The sequence below is a fragment of the Streptomyces sp. NPDC048825 genome, from assembly GCF_043198355.1.
Classification (GTDB): Bacteria; Actinomycetota; Actinomycetes; order Streptomycetales; family Streptomycetaceae; genus Streptomyces; species Streptomyces xiangluensis.
This window is the reverse complement of record NZ_JBICUR010000002.1, coordinates 453,399-472,851: the sequence shown is the minus strand read 5'-3', so window position 1 is coordinate 472,851 and position 19,453 is coordinate 453,399. Positions and strand designations below refer to the sequence as shown.

General features: G+C 69.4%; 20 protein-coding genes. 12 read left to right on the top strand and 8 right to left on the bottom strand.

Annotated features, from left to right (window positions below; genetic code table 11):
* Nucleotides 1-45 precede the first annotated feature (45 nt).
* Both ACGFNK_RS07575 and ACGFNK_RS07570 read left to right on the top strand, forming a co-directional pair.
* Nucleotides 46-276 carry a hypothetical protein gene (locus ACGFNK_RS07575; RefSeq protein ID WP_393412891.1) on the top strand — a complete coding sequence of 77 codons (231 nt, stop codon included), beginning with the start codon at nt 46-48 and terminating at the stop codon, nt 274-276.
* A 50-nt stretch (nt 277-326) separates the two neighbouring features.
* Nucleotides 327-908 carry a Uma2 family endonuclease gene (locus ACGFNK_RS07570; protein WP_393412889.1) on the top strand — a complete coding sequence of 194 codons (582 nt, stop codon included), beginning with the start codon at nt 327-329 and terminating at the stop codon, nt 906-908.
* A gap of 21 nt (nt 909-929) precedes the next feature.
* Here ACGFNK_RS07570 and ACGFNK_RS07565 read toward each other — a convergent pair whose 3' ends face one another.
* Nucleotides 930-1,634: a sulfite exporter TauE/SafE family protein gene (locus tag ACGFNK_RS07565; protein WP_393413287.1), complete on the bottom strand. Its 705-nt coding sequence runs from the start codon at nt 1,632-1,634 to the stop codon at nt 930-932.
* Nucleotides 1,635-1,843: 209 nt separating this feature from the next.
* Between ACGFNK_RS07565 and ACGFNK_RS07560 the strand changes: the two genes are divergently transcribed.
* Together ACGFNK_RS07560 and ACGFNK_RS07555 are read left to right on the top strand one after the other, a co-directional pair.
* Nucleotides 1,844-2,035 carry a hypothetical protein gene (locus ACGFNK_RS07560; RefSeq protein ID WP_393412887.1) on the top strand — a complete coding sequence of 64 codons (192 nt, stop codon included), beginning with the start codon at nt 1,844-1,846 and terminating at the stop codon, nt 2,033-2,035.
* A 180-nt stretch (nt 2,036-2,215) separates the two neighbouring features.
* The gene (locus ACGFNK_RS07555) at nt 2,216-2,713 is read left to right on the top strand and encodes an SgcJ/EcaC family oxidoreductase (RefSeq protein WP_393412885.1); all 498 of its coding nucleotides are present in this window, start codon (nt 2,216-2,218) and stop codon (nt 2,711-2,713) included.
* Here the strand turns inward: ACGFNK_RS07555 and ACGFNK_RS07550 are convergent.
* Both ACGFNK_RS07550 and ACGFNK_RS07545 read right to left on the bottom strand, forming a co-directional pair.
* Complete coding sequence (locus tag ACGFNK_RS07550) at nt 2,679-4,082, bottom strand: sensor histidine kinase (RefSeq protein ID WP_393412883.1); 1,404 nt, start codon at nt 4,080-4,082, stop codon at nt 2,679-2,681. The genes ACGFNK_RS07555 and ACGFNK_RS07550 overlap by 35 nt on opposite strands.
* On the bottom strand, nt 4,079-4,825 hold the full coding sequence (locus ACGFNK_RS07545; protein WP_393412881.1) for a response regulator transcription factor: 747 nt from the start codon (nt 4,823-4,825) through the stop codon (nt 4,079-4,081). The genes ACGFNK_RS07550 and ACGFNK_RS07545 overlap by 4 nt, the downstream gene beginning before the upstream one ends.
* Nucleotides 4,826-5,103: 278 nt before the next feature.
* Between ACGFNK_RS07545 and ACGFNK_RS07540 the strand changes: the two genes are divergently transcribed.
* The 4 genes from ACGFNK_RS07540 to ACGFNK_RS07525 all read left to right on the top strand — a co-directional run bounded on the left by ACGFNK_RS07540 (nt 5,104) and on the right by ACGFNK_RS07525 (nt 9,779).
* Nucleotides 5,104-6,381 (top strand): aspartate kinase, encoded by a 1,278-nt coding sequence (locus tag ACGFNK_RS07540; RefSeq protein ID WP_386342622.1) that lies wholly within the window; start codon nt 5,104-5,106, stop codon nt 6,379-6,381.
* A 46-nt stretch (nt 6,382-6,427) separates the two neighbouring features.
* Entirely contained in the window at nt 6,428-7,510 is a 1,083-nt protein-coding gene (locus ACGFNK_RS07535) for an aspartate-semialdehyde dehydrogenase (RefSeq protein ID WP_393412879.1), read from the top strand.
* Nucleotides 7,511-7,860: 350 nt separating this feature from the next.
* Nucleotides 7,861-8,523: a SigE family RNA polymerase sigma factor gene (locus ACGFNK_RS07530; RefSeq protein WP_393412877.1), complete on the top strand. Its 663-nt coding sequence runs from the start codon at nt 7,861-7,863 to the stop codon at nt 8,521-8,523.
* On the top strand, nt 8,520-9,779 hold the full coding sequence (locus ACGFNK_RS07525; protein WP_393412875.1) for a hypothetical protein: 1,260 nt from the start codon (nt 8,520-8,522) through the stop codon (nt 9,777-9,779). Before ACGFNK_RS07530 ends, ACGFNK_RS07525 begins: the two co-directional genes overlap by 4 nt.
* A gap of 31 nt (nt 9,780-9,810) precedes the next feature.
* Here the strand turns inward: ACGFNK_RS07525 and ACGFNK_RS07520 are convergent, their stop codons facing one another.
* Together ACGFNK_RS07520 and ACGFNK_RS07515 are read right to left on the bottom strand one after the other, a co-directional pair.
* Nucleotides 9,811-10,638: an SURF1 family protein gene (locus ACGFNK_RS07520; protein ID WP_393412873.1), complete on the bottom strand. Its 828-nt coding sequence runs from the start codon at nt 10,636-10,638 to the stop codon at nt 9,811-9,813.
* A gap of 85 nt (nt 10,639-10,723) precedes the next feature.
* A complete protein-coding gene (locus tag ACGFNK_RS07515; protein ID WP_393412872.1) occupies nt 10,724-12,595 on the bottom strand; it encodes a S9 family peptidase in 1,872 nt (623 codons plus the stop codon).
* 123 nt (nt 12,596-12,718) lie between these two features.
* On the opposite strand from ACGFNK_RS07515, the gene ACGFNK_RS07510 reads away from it, so the two are divergent.
* Nucleotides 12,719-13,120 (top strand): nuclear transport factor 2 family protein, encoded by a 402-nt coding sequence (locus tag ACGFNK_RS07510; RefSeq protein WP_393412870.1) that lies wholly within the window; start codon nt 12,719-12,721, stop codon nt 13,118-13,120.
* A gap of 15 nt (nt 13,121-13,135) precedes the next feature.
* Here ACGFNK_RS07510 and ACGFNK_RS07505 read toward each other — a convergent pair whose 3' ends face one another.
* Nucleotides 13,136-15,136, bottom strand: coding sequence for an NAD-binding protein (locus ACGFNK_RS07505; RefSeq protein WP_393412868.1), 2,001 nt, complete (start codon nt 15,134-15,136; stop codon nt 13,136-13,138).
* Nucleotides 15,137-15,377: 241 nt separating this feature from the next.
* On the opposite strand from ACGFNK_RS07505, the gene ACGFNK_RS07500 reads away from it, so the two are divergent.
* The gene (locus ACGFNK_RS07500) at nt 15,378-16,658 is read left to right on the top strand and encodes a GNAT family N-acetyltransferase (RefSeq protein WP_393412866.1); all 1,281 of its coding nucleotides are present in this window, start codon (nt 15,378-15,380) and stop codon (nt 16,656-16,658) included.
* A gap of 111 nt (nt 16,659-16,769) precedes the next feature.
* Here ACGFNK_RS07500 and ACGFNK_RS07495 read toward each other — a convergent pair whose 3' ends face one another.
* The gene (locus ACGFNK_RS07495; protein ID WP_344391058.1) at nt 16,770-16,958 is read right to left on the bottom strand and encodes a hypothetical protein; all 189 of its coding nucleotides are present in this window, start codon (nt 16,956-16,958) and stop codon (nt 16,770-16,772) included.
* Between the two features lie 166 nt (nt 16,959-17,124).
* Here ACGFNK_RS07495 and ACGFNK_RS07490 point away from each other — a divergent pair, with 166 nt between their 5' ends.
* Nucleotides 17,125-18,078: a winged helix-turn-helix domain-containing protein gene (locus ACGFNK_RS07490; RefSeq protein WP_393412864.1), complete on the top strand. Its 954-nt coding sequence runs from the start codon at nt 17,125-17,127 to the stop codon at nt 18,076-18,078.
* Nucleotides 18,079-18,150: 72 nt separating this feature from the next.
* On the opposite strand, the gene ACGFNK_RS07485 is transcribed toward ACGFNK_RS07490, so the two are convergent.
* Nucleotides 18,151-18,339 (bottom strand): hypothetical protein, encoded by a 189-nt coding sequence (locus ACGFNK_RS07485; protein ID WP_165339950.1) that lies wholly within the window; start codon nt 18,337-18,339, stop codon nt 18,151-18,153.
* 222 nt (nt 18,340-18,561) lie between these two features.
* On the opposite strand from ACGFNK_RS07485, the gene ACGFNK_RS07480 reads away from it, so the two are divergent.
* Nucleotides 18,562-19,440 carry a winged helix-turn-helix domain-containing protein gene (locus ACGFNK_RS07480; protein WP_386342631.1) on the top strand — a complete coding sequence of 293 codons (879 nt, stop codon included), beginning with the start codon at nt 18,562-18,564 and terminating at the stop codon, nt 19,438-19,440.
* The last annotated feature ends 13 nt before the right edge of the window (nt 19,441-19,453 follow it).

The window sequence follows — 19,453 nt, the reverse complement described above, 5'->3', positions numbered from 1 at the left end:
CGTCTGCCGGACTACGCACGGGCGGATCGGCGCCCCGTCGACGCCGTGGCGGCGGATGCAGTCGAGGAGTACCTCGGTGCCCATCCGAACCACGAGCAACTACGCGCCGCCGGGCTCGCGGCCATGCGGGAGTACGAGGCGGAGTACCGGCCCTCCACCGAAGAGGAGCTCGCGGCCGCAGATGTCCGGATCGATCGGCCCACGAGGCCCGGAGGCGACGACGAACACGGCGGCGAAGCTCTCGAGGGAGGTCCGCCGGATGGGAGGGACGTATGAGCGTGCAGGACGTGCCGGTCAGGGCACCATGGAGTCGAGGAGGCGACGCCATGACCCCCAGGACCGACCAAGACCGGCCGCAGATGTCTGTCGAGGAGTTCGAGCAGTTGGAACGCCATGCCCCCGAGACTGTGCGGCTGGAGTTCATCAATGGAAAGGTCCAGGTCAAGCCGGTGCCCGACGGCAACCACAGTGAGATCTACATGTGGCTCCTGGAACGGTGCATGCAGCTGCGCCCCGACCTCCGGCTCTACCCTGAGCGTGGCCTCAAGACCGAGGCCTACCGTAAGGGGCGTGCCCGCGCCGACGGGATCTTGGTCCCCAAGGGCAGTCTCAAGGGGCATGGCGAGTGGTCGAGCGCGGAGACGGTGCTGATGGCCGTGGAGGTCACGTCGTACGACTCCGACACCAACCGGCGTGACCGCATCGAGAAGCCCGATGGCTACGCGGCCGCAGGCATCCCCGTCTATCTCCTCATCGACCGCGACGACTGCTCGGTCGTCGTGTTCTCGCAGCCCGAGGACGGCCGCTACCGACGAGAGGAGAAGTTGCCCTTCGGCGCGGCCGTCGACTTCCCGGCGCCTGTGGACATCACCCTGGACACCGAGCCTCTCAAGGAGTTCGTGGACTGAGCGAGCCGGCGTGCAAGACCGTTACAGCCCCCAGAGTCCCTTCCCCAAAGTCGTGAGCCCGCCGCCCAGCGCCAGCAGCAGCACCAACCCCCGGGCCCGTTTCTCCGGAACCCGAGGGGCGAGCGCTCTCCCGATGGCGGCTCCGGTGACCATTCCGGTCGCGGCCAACAGCCAAAGGGGCGGGCTGAGTTGGGGCATCCCGTTGGCGGCGACGGAGAACGCGTTCACCAGCACTCCGTAAAAGAACGCGTTCGGCACGAACTCCCGTACGGGCCAGCCCGCGTTGACCGCGTACAGGGAGACCGGCGGCCCACCGACGCCCGCCGCCGAGTTCATGAACCCGCCCAGTGCCCCCGCGGTCACCGCGCCCCCGCTCCCGCGCAGGGCGGCCACTCGGGCGCCGCGCATGACCAGCAGCACGGCCACTGTCACCAGCGTCCCCATGAAGGCGAGCAGGACAGGCTCGGGCAGTCGCCGGGCCACCCAGGTCCCGGCCGGCACGGTGCACGCCGCCGCGGCGCACAGCGGCACCATCGCCCGCAGCCGCACCTGCCGCCACCCACCCGCGAGACCGGCGAGACAGATGACCCCACCGGCACAGTTGGCCAGCACGACGCCTTCGGTCGGGCCGAGTACGAGCACGAGGGCGGGTACGGCGACCAGCGCGAAGCCCATTCCCGTGAGCCACTGAACGGAGGACCCGAGCAGGATGATGCAGCCCAGCATCAACTCGCCCGCCCAGCCGCCCGCCCACCCACCCGTCACAGGGCCGCATTCTCCCTGTGGTGTAGCCCGCTGCACCACAGGTCCGGGAGGGCACTCCCTCGTGGTGGTCGGCGGAGAACGGGACCGTTGACCTCGCAAGCCAAGCGCAAGTGCAAGGTCAACGGCTTCCCGCCCGGGAAGACCCGGCTCTCCCGATCCGAGAAGGAAACATGAAGTCGCTGCTCTCCTCCAAGCCCGCCCTCTGGTTCCTCTTCCTGTTCAACCTCGCCGTCGCCGCGGTCGCCCCGTTCGTCGTCGAGGGCACGCAGGGCCTCATGACCAGCGTCGGCATGGGTGTCGTATCGCTCGGTGCGGGCGTCAGTCTGGTGCGGGGGCGGGGCGAGACGGCGGACGCCCGGTGACATGAAACGGGCGGTGTCTATGCGTGATCAAAGTGTCACGCGGCGGGAATTGGATGATCCCTGTCCGGCCCCTGCACGTCTGCTGGATCAGCCCTAACCAGCGCCACGCGAGTCTGGAGTCACTCCCGCCGCAGAGGTAGCGGAAAGGGAGCAACTCACCTAGACCGCACTGGAGTTGCGATGACCCGCAAGACCCGCATACGCGCCGCCCTCGTCACCGCCACCGCCCTCGTCTCCGTCGCCACGGTGACCGTGGGGATCAGCGCGGCCACGCCCGAGAAGGCCGCCAAGCCTTCGAAGAAGGAGGTCGCCGCCCTCTTCGACGTATGGAACGCGACCCTGCAGACCGGCGATGCCGAGAAGGTGGCGGACCAGTATGCGAAGGACGCGGTCCTCCTGCCCACGGTCTCGAACAAGGTCAGAACCGACCGCGCCGGAATCGTCGACTACTTCGAGCACTTCCTGCAAAACAAGCCGGCCGGCAAGAAGGTCCAGACGATCGTCAACGTCCTGGACTCGAACTCCGCCATCGACACCGGCGTGTACGAGTTCACGCTCACCGACCACGAGACCGGCGAGAAGCGTGTCGTCGAGGCCCGCTACACGTACGAGTACGAGAAGCGCGACGGCAAGTGGAAGATCGTCAACCACCACTCCTCTGCGATGCCCGAAGGCTGATCGCCACGCACAGCCCACGCCCGGGCGCGTCCTCCAGCTCAACGGTCCCGCCGTCGTCCGTCACCAGTTGTCTGACGACGGCGAGGCCGAGGCCGGAGCCGGACCGCCCGGTGAGGCCCTGACCGCGCCAGAAGCGGTCGAAGGCGCGGGACTTCTCGGCCTCGGACATACCGGGGCCCTGGTCCAGCACCTTCAGCACCACCTGGTCGCCCTTGGACTCCACCTTGACGGTGATCGCCGCGCCGTCCGGTGAGACCTCCAGGGCATTGGAAAGCACGTTGTCCAGGACCTGGTCCAGATGACCGGGACTGGCCAACACAAGAAGCCGGCCGTCGGCACTCCCCCTGAGCGCGATGGACACTCCGCGCTCGTCGGCGGCCGGCCGCCACACCGCCAGCCGCTCCTCCAGCACGTCACCCAGCGGCAGCGGTTCCGCGGCGGTCACCTTGGCCTCGGCCCGCGCCAGCACCAGCAGGTCGTTGACCAGGCGGCTCATCCGGACCACCTCCGCCGTCGCCTGTTCGACGTCCTCCTTGACGAATTCGTCGTCCACACCGTCGGCGATGTTGTCCAGGGACAGACGCAGCGCCGTCAGCGGCGTACGGAGCTGGTGGGAGGCGTCCGCCACGAAGATGCGTTGCGCGGACATCAGCGTGTCGAGTCGTTCGGCGCCCTGGTTGAGCGTACGAGCCAGGGTCTGTGTCTCCTGGGGGCCCGTCACGGGGGAACGGGCCGTCAGGTCGCCGTCGCTGAACTTGCTTGCCATGTCGTTGAGTTCGCGCAGCGGGCGGGTCAGCCGACGGGCCACCACGGCGCCGATCACGGCGGCCACGGCCAGCACGAGTACGGCGAGGATCGCCCGGAAGCCCCAGATGTTCCACAGCCGGTTGGTGAGCGTCTGGGTCGAGTACTCGATCCGTACGGCGCCGACGACCGGGCGCTCGTCATCGGCCCCCTCTACGTCCCGGTCCACAGGATCCGCGTGGGCGGGAACGGTGACCACCAGGTGCGGGCCCCAGATGAAGGAGGAGCCCCAGTCGGACGTGGGTTCGCCTTCGTTCAGGGCCTTTGCCAGGGCCGCGTCCTGGTCCGGCTGGGGCAGCTTCCCCGCGCAGGGCTCCTCCTCGGAGACGACCTGGACATCGTCGGGCGTCTGACGGCTGTACGCCGTGCCCATCTCCTCCAGGGCCTGGCACGAGGCCTGGCTGCCGTTGCCGAGGAGGAGCGCCATGGTCCTGGCCTCGCGCTCGACGGACAGCTTGGTGTCGTCCCGCAACTGGTCGGTGAGCGTGAAGGCCACCGGCACGGTGAACAGGGCGATCGCGACGGCGACGAGCAGGACGTAACTGCGGATGAGCTGGCGGATCATGAGGTGCCGCCGCCGCCCTTGCCGCCGCCGTTACTGCCGTTACCCGTGCTCTCGCCCGGCTCGCCGTCCTCGTGGACGATCAGCCGGAAGCCGACACCCCGAACAGCCTCGATCGTGACCGCGTCCCCGAGCTTCCGCCGCAGCGCCGCCACATGGACGTCCAGCGTCTTGGTCGGCCCGAACCAGTTCGCGTCCCAGACCGCTTCCATGATCTGTTCACGAGACATCAGTGCGCCGGGCTCCAGGGTGAGGAACGCGAGCAGGTCGTACTCCTTGGGCGCGAGGGCCAGTTCCTCGTCGTCCAGCCGTACGCGCGCGGCCTTGCGATCGATGGTCAGGCGCGGCCCGTACCCGTCGGGGCCGGCCTCCGCCGGCGCCTCGGTGGCGCGCGGCTGCATGCGGCGCATCACCGCTCGTATGCGTGCGATGACCTCCCGTACGCCGAAGGGCTTGGAGACGTAGTCGTCGGCGCCGAGCTCCAGGCCCACCACCCGGTCCGTCTCGTCGCTTCGCGCGCTGATCACGATGATCGGCACGTCGCCGCGCTCCCGCAGGGCCTTGCAGACGTCGAGGCCGTCGGTGTCGGGCAGTCCGAGATCGAGGAGGACGACGTCGTATGCCCCTTGGTGGGCCAGGGCGTCCCCGCCCGTGGTGACCCATTCCACTTCGAAGCCGTATCGCGTCAGGCCGCGCCTGAGCGACTGGGCGATGGGCTCGTCGTCTTCCACCAGAAGTACGCGCACAGCCGGAACCCTAGTGCTTGAATTCTCAGGCTCATCGGCGGGTGTGACTCGGCGCACTTTCGGCGCACTTTTCCGAGTGGGCCCTCCATGAGGGGGCATGTGCGGTCCTGGAGCGGCCGGACCACCGGGGCCGTTGGCACCACTCGGCGACAGGGCCGAGTGATCACGTCGTGGGCGGGACATCTCACGATGCGATAACACCCGGGTGGCGTTCGGCCGCTCGTTAGACTGAGCCGACCGCAGTGTGCGGTACGAGACGGAATGAGCGAGGAGCGCACGTGGGCCTTGTCGTGCAGAAGTACGGAGGCTCCTCCGTAGCGGATGCCGAAGGCATCAAGCGAGTCGCCAAGCGGATCGTCGACGCCAAGAAGAACGGCCACCAGGTGGTCGTCGTGGTGTCGGCGATGGGTGACACGACGGATGAGTTGATCGATCTCGCCGAGCAGGTATCCCCGATCCCTGCCGGGCGGGAGTTCGACATGCTGCTGACCGCCGGAGAGCGGATCTCCATGGCCCTGCTGGCGATGGCGATCAAAAACCTGGGCCACGAGGCCCAGAGCTTCACCGGCAGCCAGGCAGGTGTGATCACCGACTCGGTCCACAACAAAGCGCGGATCATCGATGTCACGCCGGGCCGGATCCAGACGTCGGTCGACGAGGGCAACATCGCCATCGTCGCCGGGTTCCAGGGCGTCAGCCAGGACAAGAAGGACATCACGACCCTCGGTCGTGGCGGATCCGACACCACGGCGGTCGCGCTGGCTGCGGCCCTCGACGCCGACGTCTGCGAGATCTACACCGACGTCGACGGCGTGTTCACCGCCGACCCGCGGGTGGTGAAGAAGGCCCGGAAGATCGACTGGATCTCCTTCGAGGACATGCTGGAGCTCGCCAGCTCCGGCTCCAAGGTGCTGCTCCACCGCTGTGTGGAATACGCGCGCCGCTACAACATCCCGATCCATGTGCGCTCGTCCTTCAGCGGACTCAAGGGCACCTGGGTCAGCAACGAGCCGATTCAGCAAGGGGACCAGAAGGTGGAGCAGGCCATCATCTCCGGTGTCGCACACGACACCTCCGAGGCCAAGATCACGGTCGTCGGCGTACCGGACAAGCCGGGTGAGGCCGCCGTCATCTTTCGCGCCATCGCCGATGCCGAGATCAACATCGACATGGTCGTGCAGAACGTGTCCGCCGCCTCCACCGGCCTGACGGACATCTCCTTCACGCTCCCCAAGACCGAGGGCCGCAAGGCCATCGACGCGCTGGAGCGGGCGAAGACGGCGATCGGCTTCGAGTCGCTGCGCTACGACGACCAGATCGGCAAGATCTCCCTGGTCGGGGCCGGTATGAAGACCAACCCGGGCGTCACGGCGGGCTTCTTCGAGGCGCTGTCCGACGCGGGCGTGAACATCGAGCTGATCTCGACCTCCGAGATCCGCATCTCGGTGGTCACCCGCGCCGACGACGTCAACGAAGCCGTCCGCGCCGTGCACACCGCCTTCGGGCTCGACTCCGACAGCGACGAAGCCGTCGTCTACGGAGGCACCGGGCGATGACCGTCCTCGCACACGGAGGCCTCTCGCGCGGAGGCACCGGCCACCGATGACCGCGGATGCGCGGCAGACCCGTAAGCCGACGCTCGCGGTCGTGGGAGCGACCGGAGCCGTCGGCACGGTCATGCTCCAGATCCTGTCCCAGCGCGCGGACATCTGGGGTGAGATCCGTCTGATCGCCTCACCGCGCTCGGCCGGCCGCAAGCTGGCCCTGCGCGGCGAGGAGGTCGAGGTCGTGGCGCTGGCCGAGGCCGCCTTCGACGGCGTGGACGTCGCCATGTTCGACGTACCCGACGAAGTGGCCGAGCGGTGGGCACCCATCGCCGCGTCCAAGGGCGTGGTCGTGGTCGACAACTCCGGCGCCTTCCGGATGGACCCGGATGTGCCGCTGGTGGTCCCGGAGGTCAATCCGCACGCCGCCCGCCTGAGGCCGCGCGGCATCATCTCCAACCCCAACTGCACGACGCTGTCCATGATCGTCGCCCTCGGCGCACTGCACGCCGAGTTCGGGCTGCGTGAGCTGGTGGTTTCCTCGTACCAGGCGGTGAGCGGCGCCGGGCGCCGGGGCATCGACACCCTGCGGCAGCAGCTGTCGCTCGTCGCGGGTACGGAGCTGGGGACGACCCCCGGTGACGTACGCCGCGCCGTGGGGGACAACACGGGGCCGTTCCCGGAGCCGGTGGCGCTCAATGTGGTGCCGTGGGCCGGGACCGCCCGGGAGGACGGGTGGTCCTCGGAGGAGATGAAGGTACGGGACGAGTCCCGCAAGATCCTCGGACTGCCGGATCTGCGCGTCGCCGTCACCTGCGTACGCGTGCCCGTCGTCACCACGCACTCGCTGACCGTCCACGCCTGCTTCGAGCGTGAGGTCACCGTCAACCAGGCCCGCGAGATCATCGCCACAGCGCCCGGGGTCGTGCTCTTCGACGATCCGGCCGCGGGGGAGTTCCCGACACCGGCCGACGTGGTGGGCACGGATCCCACGTGGGTGGGGCGCGTACGGCGGGCCCTTGACGATCCGACGGCGCTCGAACTCTTTGTGTGCGGGGACAACCTGCGGAAGGGGTCGGCCCTGAACACGGCGCAGATCGCGGAGCTGGTGGCGGCGGAACTGAAGAGGGCCGGGGCCTGAGTTCGGGCCTGTGGCGGTATTCGTCCGGTCCTGGGCTGAAACGTTTGTAGAATCTGTGACAGTTTGATGGTTCGCCCGTTGGTCCGGACCTTGAATCGGAGCCTTCGGCGTCCGAAGATTTTCCTCCCCGCTCTCCGCAACCGTGCGGAGGGCGGGGAGCGTCTTTGCGGTCGCCCTTGAGGGGCGTCCGGACGCCCCTCTCACATGGGCATAGAGGAAGAGCTGGTACGCATGAAGGCATACGACGCGTCGTCGGGCGCGCTGCCGGTCGCGCCGGGGGGCGCGCGGCCTGACGCAAATGTGATGCCTGTCGCGTACAACCCCGACAGGGGTAAACGTGTCCAACATGCGTGGCAGAGGTACTCGAATTCCCAGCTGCGCGCGGCACAGCCCTGCGCCCGCCCCGCCGAGCCCGCTTGGCCGGCGCGCCCGGCGGCATGCCGGTGATCGCGCCCATGCCCGCAGCTCGGCCCACCCGCATCCCGGATCAGCGCGAGGGCGCTGACGACGCCACGGCCGCGGGCACCACCGTCGACCATCTCACCGAGACCTACCGCGCCCACTACCGCTCGCTTCTGGGCCTCGCGGCGCTCCTCCTCGACGACACCGCCTCCTGCGAGGACGTCGTCCAGGAGGCCTTCATCCGCGTGCACTCGGCGCGCAAACGCGTGCGCGACCCGGAGAAGACCCTGGCGTATCTGCGCCAGACAGTCGTGAACCTGTCGCGCTCCGCGCTGCGCCGCCGCATCCTCGGCCTGAAGCTGCTGAGCAAGCCGATGCCCGACATGGCGAGCGCGGAAGAGGGCGCGTACGACCAGCTTGAGCGCGACGCCCTGATCAAGGCCATGAAGGGACTCCAGCGCCGCCAGCGCGAGGTCCTCGTCCTGCGCTACTTCGCGGATATGACCGAGGCACAGGTCGCCGAGACGCTGAGCATCTCGCTGGGCTCGGTGAAGGCGTACGGGTCGCGCGGCATCGCGGCCCTGCGCATCGCCATGGAGGCGTCGGCATGAGCGACCACGATCGCGCCGACAACAACGGCGACAACAAGTACGAACATGGGTACGAGCACGATCATGAGCGGCACGCTGGGAACGGAACTGTGAATCACGGCCACTCGGAGAATCCGGGTCCGCGGGAGTCGAGCGGGGCGGGGGAGTCGAGCGGGCCTGGGGCATCGCCGGATGGAGCGAGTGCGCCGGACTCCGGTTCGGGAGGAGCGAAGGGCCCCGGTCCGGAGGGCCTCGCCTCCGACGAGCTGGCACTGCGCAGGATGCTGCACCAGGCCGTACAGGAGCTCGAGCCCGCCGATGACGACGGCACGCTGGAGCGTCTGCGGCGGGCGGTACCGGCCCGGCGGGCCCGCAAGCGCCAGGCCGTCGTCGGTATGGCCGCCGCCGCGCTCTTCGTCGGCACGGCGATCCCGGCTCTCGTGCACGTCTCGAACTCCACCGGTCCCGACGCCGACCCGTCCATGGCCGGCCACCAGACCTCGCAGACCCAAGGCGGAGCCAGCCAGGGCGGCTCGGCCCAGGACAGCCAGGAAAGCGGCCCCGGCAGCTCTCCGGGCAAGGACAAAGAGAAGGACAAGGAAGACAAGAAGGAGACGCCGGGCGAGGACAAGGAAGCGAGCAGCAGCACCGGATCCACCGGCGGAGCAGAGCCGACGCTCTCGGCCGCCGACGCACCCGTCTGTACGTCCACGCAGCTCGGCAACGCCACCTCGAACGTCGGCGCCCCAGACGCGGGGGGCGCTGTCTACGGCACCTTCCAGATCGCCAACGTCTCCGCCGCCAGCTGTACGGTCACCGGCTCCGGCGCCGTCTCCGCTCTCCCGCAGGGCGCGGCGGACGGGACCAAGATCCAGGTTGTCTCCCACGCCTCGGGCGACGAGGCGACCGGCTTGCCCGACCCGTCGACCGAGGTCAGCACGCTGGTACTGCAACCGGGGGCGGCGTACGAGGTGAAGTTCGCCTGGGTGCCCTCGGAGACCTGCCCGACCGTTCCCGACGACAACACCACGCCGCCTGACCAGCCGACGCCCACGGACGGCACCACCACCGGTGGCGACAGCGGCGGTACGACCACGGGCTCGGAGGGCGGCACCGGCGACGGCACGACCACGCAGCTCGTCCCGGAGGAAGGCGTCCAGGACGGCAGCGTCGTGGTGTCGAACACGGCGGAGGACGGCGCCCCGACAACCTCGGCGACCGTGCCCGACGCCTGCGCGGGAACGGTGTATCGGACCGGAATGCTGGCCGCGTCCTGACGTCGGCCCGCGGCGGGGCTGACGCCTTGCGTCAGGCCGTGGGCGAGGCCGACGCCTTCGGCTCGTCGCGCGTCTCGTCGGCGGGCTCGCTCGGCGGCTCCTCGGCGAGGCCCAGTTCCGCGTCCTGTGCGAACTCCACCTCCCTGCGCAGCAGCCGGAACCACATGAAGACCACGAAGCCCGCGAAGACGAACCACTCGCCGGTATAGCCGAGGTTCTGGAACGCCTTCAGGTCCAGGCCCGTGTCCTGCGGCGCCTTAGCGGGCACCGCCGTCATCCCCGCATCGGCCTCGGCGAGCGTGACCCAGGCGTCGTACACGTCATACGGCACGAGGTTCACGAGTGACGCCGCGCTGATCGCGCCCGTCTGGCCGGCGGGCAGACCACCCGCCGCGCTCACGCCGTCCGAGCCAGGGCTCTCGGAGGCCTGGAGCGCGCCGGTCACGGTGACCTCGCCGGACGGTGCGGCCGGGGCCTTCGCGGTGTCGGCGTCACCGGGCAGCCAGCCCCGGACCACGGGCAGGGCCTTGCCGTTGTCCGCGCGCAGCATCGTCAGGACGTAGTAGCCGCGCTTGCCGTCCAGCTCCCGGTCCGGCACGAGCAACTGCTTCCCGTACCGGCCGGTCGCCGTGGCCTGCTCGCCCGACGTCTCCTTGTCCACGGGCAGCAGCTCGGCCAGAGGCCGGGCCGCTTCCCGCTGGTCCTCGGACGCCTTCTCCTCGGCCGTGCGGTGGCTCTCGACGCGGTCCTCGAACCGCCCCAACTGCCATGACCCCATGAAGACGCAGAAGGGGATGGCCAGCAGTACGAAGACGTTGATCGCCCACCAGCGGGGGGTGGTCAGCAGGAACCGGTACACGCCCTCCACGTTACGGGGCCCTTGCCCGCGGCCCGGGCGAGGGGTCGCCTGTCGCCGGGTCCCCCGGACAACGAGCCCGCTGCTCTCACCTCCCCAGGTGCCGCTCCGCGAAGTCCAGTTCCAGGCGGACCTGCTTGATGCGTTCGTCCACGACCAGGGAGCCGTGGCCCGCGTCGTAGCGGTACACCTCGTGGACGGCGTCGCGGGCGGCGAGGCGGGTGACGTAGTTCTCCACCTGGCGGATGGGGCAGCGGGGGTCGTTGACACCGGCGGAGATGTAGACGGGGGCCTTGACCGCGTCGACGTACGTCAGCGGGGACGAGGCCTCGAAGCGCTCGGGGACCTCCTCCGGTGTGCCGCCGAGAAGGGTGCGGTCCATCGCCTTCAGCGCCTCCATCTCGTCGTGGTACGCCGTGACGTAGTCCGCGACCGGTACCGCCGCGATCCCCAGGGCCCATGCGTCCGGCTCTGTGCCGAGGCCCAGGAGCGTGAGATACCCGCCCCAGGAGCCGCCGGTGAGGATCAGCCGTTCGGGGTCGGCGAGTGAGGAGGTCACCGCCCATTCGCGGACGGCCGCGACATCCTCCAGCTCGATCAGGCCGACCCGGTGCTTGAGCGCGTCCGTCCACTCCCGCCCGTATCCGGTCGAGCCGCGGTAGTTGATCCTGACCACCATGTACCCGTGGTCGACCCACGCCGCCGGGCCCGCCGCGAAGGAGTCGCTGTCGTGCCAGGTAGGACCGCCGTGGATGTCGAACACGGTGGGCAGGGGACCCGTCACTCCCGCGGGTCGCTGGACGAGGGCGTGGATGCGGCCGCCCGGACCGTCCACCCATACGTCCTCCACGGGCACTGATCCCGGTGACTTCATCCCGGGCGGGTCGAGAACGACCTCGCCGGACGTCGAGCGGACCACCGGGGGCTCGGCAGCCGACGACCACAGATACTCCACGCTGCCGTCCGGGCGGGCCGTCGCCCCCGACACCGTGCCCTTCGGCGTGGGGATCCGCTCGAGCCGGCGGGACGCCAGGTCGTACCGCCACAGCTCGCTGCGTGCCTCGTAGCTGTGCACGACCAGCAGCGCGGAACCGTCCGGATACCACTCGGCGCTCAGGTCGCCGTCCAGTCGCCCGGTCAGCGCCAGGTCGGTCTCCTCGCCGGACGCCACGTCCCACACCATCGGCTCCCAGCGCCCGCTCCGCTGATGCCCGACGAGCAGCCGGGTGTCCCCGTCGACCGGGGCGAAGCCCAGCACCTCCAGGCCCAGCTCCACCGTGCCGCCCTTGGTGTCGTCCAGCTCCGCGACCGCCGAACCGTCCAGCCGCAGCACCCGCAGCGCCGAGTGCATCGCGTCGCCGTGCTCGGTGTGCTCGATCGCGATCAGCGATCCGTCGTACGAGAGGTCGCCGACGCCCGCCGACTCCCGGTGACGGTAGATCTCCACGGGGTCTTCACCGGCCCGGGTGACGTAGACCGTCGAACCGTCCTCATCGGTCGACCTGCCGACGACCGCGGTACGTCCGTCGCGCGCGAGCGCGAGTCCGGCGGGATACGACGGGTCGAGGCCGGGGGCCGCGGCCTCGTCGGGGCCGGACGGGGCGCCCTTGTCTCTGGCGAACGGCTGGCGCCGCCAGATCCCGAACTCGTCCCCGTCCTTGTCGTCGAACCACCAGATCCACTCGCCGTCGGGCGACAGCACCCCGTCCGTCGTGCCGTTGGGCCGGTCCGTGACCTGGTGCTGGGCGCCCGTCGCGCGATCCCATGCGTACAACTCGTACGTCCCTGTCGCGTTGGACACGAACAGGGACCGGTGCGGTGCGTCCTGCGCCCAGTCGGGCAAGGACACCCGCGGCGCCCGGAAGCGCTTCTCCCAGTCCGGCATGGCCTCGTCGTGCGGCATCGCCGCGTGGTGCGAGATGGTCCCCTCGTCCGGGTTGGCCCCGTTGCTCTCAGTCATGACCCCATACTGCCCGCTCCCACCGACAATCCGCTGCCGAGGTCCTCAGCCTGTGGATAACTCGTGCCTTTAGGACTTTCGCAGGTCAGGGCGATTGTCAGTGGCGCGGTGCACTATCGCGGTATGACCTCATCGACCGATCCAAGCGAACTGACCGATCTGCGCAAGACAGTTGAGACCTTCTGGGCCACGGCCGAGGCCCGCGACTGGGCGGCCTTCGCGGAGACCCTCGCGGAGGACGTCGTCTACACCCTGCCCCAGACGCGCGAGCGCATCCGCGGGCGGGAGAAGTTCGTCCAGTTCAACCGGGAGTATCCCGGCGACTGGCACCTGCGGATCGAGCGCATAATCGCCGAGCCGGGCCAGGTCGTCACCTGGATCCACTTCACGGTGGGCCTGGAGGAGATGTACGGCATCTCGTTCTTCACGGGGGACGACCAGGGCCGCGTCATATCGATGACGGACTTCTGGCCTGAGCCGTACGAACCTCCGGCGGGGCGCGAGCACTTGGTGGAGCGCTACTGAGGCGCGGTCGGCCGCTCAAGGGTTCGTACGTTCCCGGCGTCGGCGGCCCAGTAGTTCCGCGAGGCCGCGGCGGGTGGCGGCCAGGACCACACGGTCGCCGGCGCCCATGACGTAGCCGGGCGGCAGGTCCCACACCAGGCCCGGTGTCCGTGCGGGGGCGTCCGGGGCGGGGTCGGTGGCCAGGTCGGGGCTGCGTTCGTCCCGGGCCGCCGTGTCCAGGGCGACGACCCGCCACGCCCCGGGGCGGAACGCCTCGGCGACCGTCCGGCCCTCCAGTTGCGGGTGCCGGGCGACGTCCAGGGCCGCGAAGAGCAGCACGCGGCGTTCGACGGGGATGGCGCCCAGGATCTGGCGGCCCATCATCGCTCCGGCGAAGGCGGGCGCGGCGAGGTAGGTGACGCTGCGGCTACGGGTGAGCGCGTAGGGGTGGGCCGAGCGCAGGGTGCGGTACACCGCGGTGGCGAAGTCGTCGTCGTACAGCCGCAGGACGACGCGCAGATCGGGGCGCACCGTCCTGGCGTACAGGGCGGCTTCGAGGTTGGTGGTGTCCGCGCTGGTCAGGGCCAGCAGTGTGTGGGCCCGGTGGATCTTGGCGGCTTCCAGGACGCCTTCCTGGGTGACGTCACCGAGGACGACGGGTACTCGCAGACGGCGCGCGGTCGCGATCCCGCGGGCCTCGGGGTCGGACTCCACGCACACGACCGGGGTGCCGAGTTCGCGAAGCCGGGTGAGGACGCGCGTACCGATCTTGCCGAGTCCGAGCAGGACGACATGGCCGGAGAGCCCGCGGGGCGGCCGGCGCAGCGCGGATCCGCTGCGGAAGGTGCCGAGGGCTTCGAGGACCGCTGCGAGCAGTACGGGAAGAAGCAGCAACCCGACGAGACTGGTGAGGAGTTGGAGGATTTGGCGGCCTTGCGACTGGTTGAGCGCGGGCTCGTTGATGGCGAAGAGATCGAGCAACGTCAGATACGTGGCGTGCAGCGGATGGTCGCCCGTCGTCACCATCGACGCGATCACGAGCGCGAACACGCAGCCCACGAGTCCGGCCAGCGACCAGCGCAGTCGCCGGGAGAACAGGGCGGCGAAGGGCAGGGCGGGCACGACGCCACGGCCCGTGGGGGCGGTTGGGCCGGAGTACGACACCGTTTCCAGGACGACGGTGCCGCGGCCGGTCGCGGCGGCTACGGCGCGTTCGTCGGGCAGAAGTTGAGGGCCGTGCTCACCGCTGCTGTCGGAACCATCCGCGCCGGCCGGGTCGTTGGTCGTCGCCGAGAGCAGTGCCAAGGTGCACAGACCGGGGTCGGCGATCTGGCCCGGGCCGGGCGGCGGTCGTTCCATGGCCCGCAGCAACAGCCCCTCCGTCTGCACGACCTTGGTGGTCCCGGCCACCGCGGTCGCCGCCAGGGCGGGAGCGGCCGTGTCGGCATCGGAGAGGACAGTGGTGGAGGCATCGACGAGACCGGGCTCCCGGGAATCGCCGTCACCGGCACCGTTCCCCTCCCCACCTTCGTCCCCGGTCGTTGCTCCCGCCATGGCCAGGGCCGAGGCCTGGTCCAGCAGGGCCTCGAGGTGCTGGCCGAGGCGGCGGTTGTAGAGCCGGATGACCAGGCGCAGCCGGGGGTTGAGACGGCGGGCGGTGAGTGCGGCGCGGATGTTCGTCTCGTCGTCGTCGTACACGAGCGCCAGCGCGTCCGCCCGCTCGACGCCGGCTTCGGCGAGCACGGCCTCGGTCAGCTCGGAGGCTTCCAAGGGCTCGGTGTGCGACGACCCTGCACCGGCGGCCCGGCCCGAGGAAGCTCCGCCACCGCCATTGGCGCCGCTGCCCGCGGCCCGGGTCACGGCCGCTCGGTTCACTGCCGCCGACACCCGGTCGAGCAGCGCGGACGCCCGGCCGACGACCGGCGGCCGTACGGTCCGCACGGCGGACGGTACGACCAGCGTCACCTGCTCCCCGTACACCCCGCGCAACTCGGCTGCCAGCCGGTGCGCCAGCGCGTCGTCCCCGCACACCACCATGTGCGCGGAATCGTCCCTGGACCCGCTCTGATACGGAAGGCTCCCCACAACTGCACAGAGTGCCTCACCAGCACGGGTGGTTCCACCACGGACCTTGACGTATCTGTGCTGTATCTCCGGCTTGCCGCTCGGGAGTTGGGGGCGCCGGGCTGTCCAGCCATCAGCCATCAGCCGTCCGCCGTGAGCCTGCCGCTGGAAAACCCCTGGGGCAGCCACTGCCCACGTGCCTAGGGTGAGAACCATGAGCCGCCACCAGGACCTACAGGGCCCAGGCGTACGGGACATCGACGTACGCCCGATCACCGAGACCGAGATCCCCGACTGGATCCGCGCGTTGAACACCGGGTTTCTGCGACCGCCCGCCGTCTCGGAGGCGGAGATCGCGGACCGCAGTTCGTACATCGTGCCGGAGCGCACGCTGGGGGGCTTCGACGGCGGGCGGTGCGTGGCGACGTTCCGGTCGTTCGCGCAGGAGCTCACGGTGGTGGGCGGGAGCGTCGTATCCGCCGATGCCATCACGAATGTGAGCGTCACCTCGACCCATCGGCGGCGTGGGCTGCTCACACGGATGATGGCGCGCGACCTGGCCGCCGCGAAGGAACGGGGCGACGTGGTGGCGACGTTGATCGCCGCTGAGTATCCGATCTACGGCCGGTACGGGTTCGGGCCGGCCACCACCGCCACCGAGTGGACGATCGAGGTGCCGCGGGCGGGGCTGGATCCCCGGTGGGCGGGCCCGGACGACGGCGGGCGGATCGACCTCGTCGACGGCGAGGACGTACGCAAGATCGGGCCGGAGCTGCACGAGCGGCTCAGGCGGGTGCAGCCGGGGGTGGTCGACCGGGACGAGCGGTGGTGGCAGGTCAACACCGGTGTGCTGACGCTGGACCGGTCCCCATGGACCGAGCCCTTCTATGCCGTGTACCGCAATGGGCACGGCGAGGCCGAGGGCCTGCTCACCTACACCTCGGACGGCGAGTGGGTCGACGCCAAGCAGCCGCTGAACACGGCGAAGGTGAAGGACATGATCGCGGTGTCGCCGGCCGCCGAGCGCGCGTTGTGGCGCCACGTCTGCTCGGTGGACTGGGTCACGGCAGTGAAGACGGGCTATCGCGCTCCGGACGACCTGGTGCCGCACCTGCTGCCGGACCCGCGGGCCGCCCGGCTCACCACGCAGGCCGACTGGCTGTGGGTGCGGATCCTGGATGTCGTACGGGCTCTTGAGGCGCGTACGTACGCGGGTACCGGGACGTTGGTGCTGGAGGTCAGCGACGGGGACGGCCTGTCGGCCGGGCGGTACCGGCTGGACGCGTCACCGGAAGGGGCGAGCTGCGTACGAACGACGGACGCCGCCGAACTCACGTTGGGCGCAGGTGAGTTGGCGGCGCTCTGGCTCGGGGACGAGTCGGCGGTGCGGCTCGCCGCGCTCGGCCGGGTGGCCGAGTCGCGGGCGGGCGCCGCAACCACCGCCGACGCCCTGTTGCGTACGTCCAGGCGACCGTGGTGCCCGGACGTCTTCTGAGGTCCCGTCACCTCCTCTCCTCCGTAGCGTGATGGGAACGGACTGACCGAGCTCCCGGCTCCCCTCCGGAAGGGAGCCCGGCCAGCCGGACTGGCGGACGGTGGCGTCCGGTCAGCCGGCCTGGGTGAGCAGCATCACGAGGATCACTGCTCCGATACCGCCGATGAAGGTGTTCTTGGCCTTGATGCCGATGGAGAGGGCAACGAATGCGATGAGGCCCATCGCCCCGAACTTCAGCTGGACGAACTGCTCGAAGCCGATGATGAGGGCGGCGATGGCGAGGGTGGCGATGAGCGGCATTTCGGTCCCTCCTTCGGGATGGGGACGCGGTAACCGGGGGTGACCAACTGGTCGATCCAGTCACCGGTGGTGACCAACTTCTGCGAAAGTCTGGCCATGTTGCTGAAGTTGGCGACCAACTCCACTGGACTTATCTCCGCTTGGGAACGTCTCATAACCACCTTCCATGGAACTGCCCAAAGATGGCGCAAAGTTGTACTGTTTGGTTGTGGACGCGAAACACGCCGCCGTCAATGGGCGGAATCGGTCTCAACGGCCCCAGCGACCACAGCGATCGCACCGAGAGGTCGCTGACGCGCTGCGCAGCCGGATCAGGTCCGGAGAGCTGCAGCCGGGCCAGCGCATGCCCACGCAGGCCAAGCTGGCCGACGAGTTCGGCGTCGAACGCGGTGCCGTACGCCAGGCGCTGCGCATCCTGCAGTCGGAGCACCTGCTGTCCAACGTGTCCAAAGGGAGCCCGGCGACTGTCGCCCAGGACGTGGACAAGACCCTGCCAGGGCCGGAGACGCCGCAGCCCACCATGGTCGCGCTGGCACCGCGGATAGCGGACGCCTTCGCGGCCCAGCACGTGGAGATCGACGCCCTGTGCCTGACGGCGGTCTCCCTCACGCTCGCCATGGGCGAACCCCTCCGCCTCATTCACGAGGGCCGTCTGAAACCGGCCAAGGTCGACGTCCGGGTCCTGCTGCCGAGCCGCGACATCGACCTCGCCTTCCCCGTCCCGGTGGACGGCGGCAGTGATGACGACCTGGTGCACGAGCGCTGGCTGGCCCAGCGCAACGCCCAGGGCCAGGTGCTCCGCCACAACCTGCTGGCCTTACGGGCCACACACGGTATCGACGTCCATGTGACGTTCCGCGCGCTGCCGTTCACGCCGCCGGTGAAGCTGTACCTGCTCAACGGGGCGGAGGCGCTGTTCGCGTACTACACGCTCACGCGGCGCGGCGAGGAGATCGACCACGAGTACCTGGAGATGTACGACGCCGAAGGTACGCAGTCCATGCTGTTCCCCTTCGAGCAGGGGCCCGCACTGCGGGACACCACCTTCGTAGAGCAGTCGCATCTGTGGTTCAACGCACTGTGGGAGACCATCAGCTTGGAGCTGGAGCTCACGAGCTGAGGTCTCCCACGGGTGGGTCTTCGAGCTGAGGATCTTCGGGCAGTGGCTCTTTCGGGGCGGGGTCTTCCCAGCTCACAGGGCCGGGCCCGACACGAGTATGGCGAGCAGCACCGCTCCGATCGAGCTGCAGGCGGGGCTTTTGGCCTTGATCCCGATGCTGAGCAGAAGCAGGCCCAGGATGCCGACGGGACCGTACTGCCACTCGACGAGCTCCTCGAAACCGACGACGAAGACTGCGGAGATGAAGGCGATGGCGGGCATGGTGGATCCTCCTTCGGGGAGTGGCGGGCTTCCAGGGGCAAGGCGGGCAGAGCGGGCACTTCGGGCGCGTACTGCGTATCTGCCAAGTGGTTGCGAAAGGAGGGGGGCATTCCGCCATCTTGGCTTAGTTGGTTGCCAACATTGAATAACTTACCCGGAGTTGGTTGGAGCTAATCAACAACTCCCGAACAACTCGCCTAAGATGGAGCAAAGTTGTAGCGTTTGGTCGTGACCCAGGAGAACGTCGCAGTGAACGGCAGCAGAAGGCTCTCGCCCCAGGAGATCGCCGACATCCTGAGGGACCGCATCCGCGGCGGCGAACTGAAGGCGGGTGACCGGCTGCCCACGCAGGCCGAACTCGCCGAGGAGTTCGGCGTGGAACGCGGCACGGTCCGCCAGGCCCTCCGCGCCCTCCAGGAAGACGGCCTGCTCAGCAACGTCAGCAAGGGCAGCCCGCCGCGTATCGCCGAGGTGTCACCGCCCACCGACGAGCCCCAGCCGACGATGGTGGGCCTGGCCCCGCAGCTGATGGAGGCCTTCGCGGCCAAGCACGTACGCATCGACGCGGCCTGCCTCACTGCCGAGACCCTGCTAACTGCCCTGGCCGAACCGGTGCGCCACATCCACGAAGGCAGCATCCGCCCGGAATCCATCGACGTACGCATCCTGCTGCCGTCCCGGGAGATCAACCTGGCCTTCCCCGTCGCCGTGGGGGGCCGCAGCGATGACGACCAGGTCCACAAGCGCTGGCTGGCCCAGCGCAATGCCCAAGGCCATGTCCTGCGCCACAACCTCCAGTCCCTGCGCGCCTCCCATGGCATCGACGTCCACGTGACGTTCCGCGCGCTGCCGTTCACACCGCCGGTGAAGCTCTACCTGCTCAACGGGGTCGAGGCCCTGATCGCGTACTACATGCTGACGCGGCGCGAGGAGGAGTGGGACAGCGGAACCCTGGACATGTACGACACACTGGGCTCCAAGTCCCTTCTCTTCTCCTTCGAGAAATCCGCCGGCGAACGGGATGCGGCCTTCGTCGCCGAATCCCAGAAGTGGTTCGACGCCCTCTGGGCAACCATCACCACTGACCTGACACTCTCCTAGTGACTCCTGATAC

What these genes read in the sequence shown, in the direction of transcription:
- ACGFNK_RS07505 (WP_393412868.1), bottom strand. Translation starts at nt 15,136, where the DNA reads ATGGTGGTGTGCGGGGACGACGCGCTGGCGCACCGGCTGGCAGCCGAG.
- ACGFNK_RS07525 (WP_393412875.1), top strand. Translation starts at nt 8,520, where the DNA reads ATGAGCGACCACGATCGCGCCGACAACAACGGCGACAACAAGTACGAA.
- ACGFNK_RS07565 (WP_393413287.1), bottom strand. Translation starts at nt 1,634, where the DNA reads ATGCTGGGCTGCATCATCCTGCTCGGGTCCTCCGTTCAGTGGCTCACG.
- ACGFNK_RS07570 (WP_393412889.1), top strand. Translation starts at nt 327, where the DNA reads ATGACCCCCAGGACCGACCAAGACCGGCCGCAGATGTCTGTCGAGGAG.
- ACGFNK_RS07495 (WP_344391058.1), bottom strand. Translation starts at nt 16,958, where the DNA reads ATGCCGCTCATCGCCACCCTCGCCATCGCCGCCCTCATCATCGGCTTC.
- ACGFNK_RS07510 (WP_393412870.1), top strand. Translation starts at nt 12,719, where the DNA reads ATGACCTCATCGACCGATCCAAGCGAACTGACCGATCTGCGCAAGACA.
- ACGFNK_RS07560 (WP_393412887.1), top strand. Translation starts at nt 1,844, where the DNA reads ATGAAGTCGCTGCTCTCCTCCAAGCCCGCCCTCTGGTTCCTCTTCCTG.
- ACGFNK_RS07485 (WP_165339950.1), bottom strand. Translation starts at nt 18,339, where the DNA reads ATGCCCGCCATCGCCTTCATCTCCGCAGTCTTCGTCGTCGGTTTCGAG.
- ACGFNK_RS07515 (WP_393412872.1), bottom strand. Translation starts at nt 12,595, where the DNA reads ATGACTGAGAGCAACGGGGCCAACCCGGACGAGGGGACCATCTCGCAC.
- ACGFNK_RS07490 (WP_393412864.1), top strand. Translation starts at nt 17,125, where the DNA reads ATGGAACTGCCCAAAGATGGCGCAAAGTTGTACTGTTTGGTTGTGGAC.
- ACGFNK_RS07550 (WP_393412883.1), bottom strand. Translation starts at nt 4,082, where the DNA reads ATGATCCGCCAGCTCATCCGCAGTTACGTCCTGCTCGTCGCCGTCGCG.
- ACGFNK_RS07535 (WP_393412879.1), top strand. Translation starts at nt 6,428, where the DNA reads ATGACCGCGGATGCGCGGCAGACCCGTAAGCCGACGCTCGCGGTCGTG.
- ACGFNK_RS07500 (WP_393412866.1), top strand. Translation starts at nt 15,378, where the DNA reads ATGAGCCGCCACCAGGACCTACAGGGCCCAGGCGTACGGGACATCGAC.
- ACGFNK_RS07555 (WP_393412885.1), top strand. Translation starts at nt 2,216, where the DNA reads ATGACCCGCAAGACCCGCATACGCGCCGCCCTCGTCACCGCCACCGCC.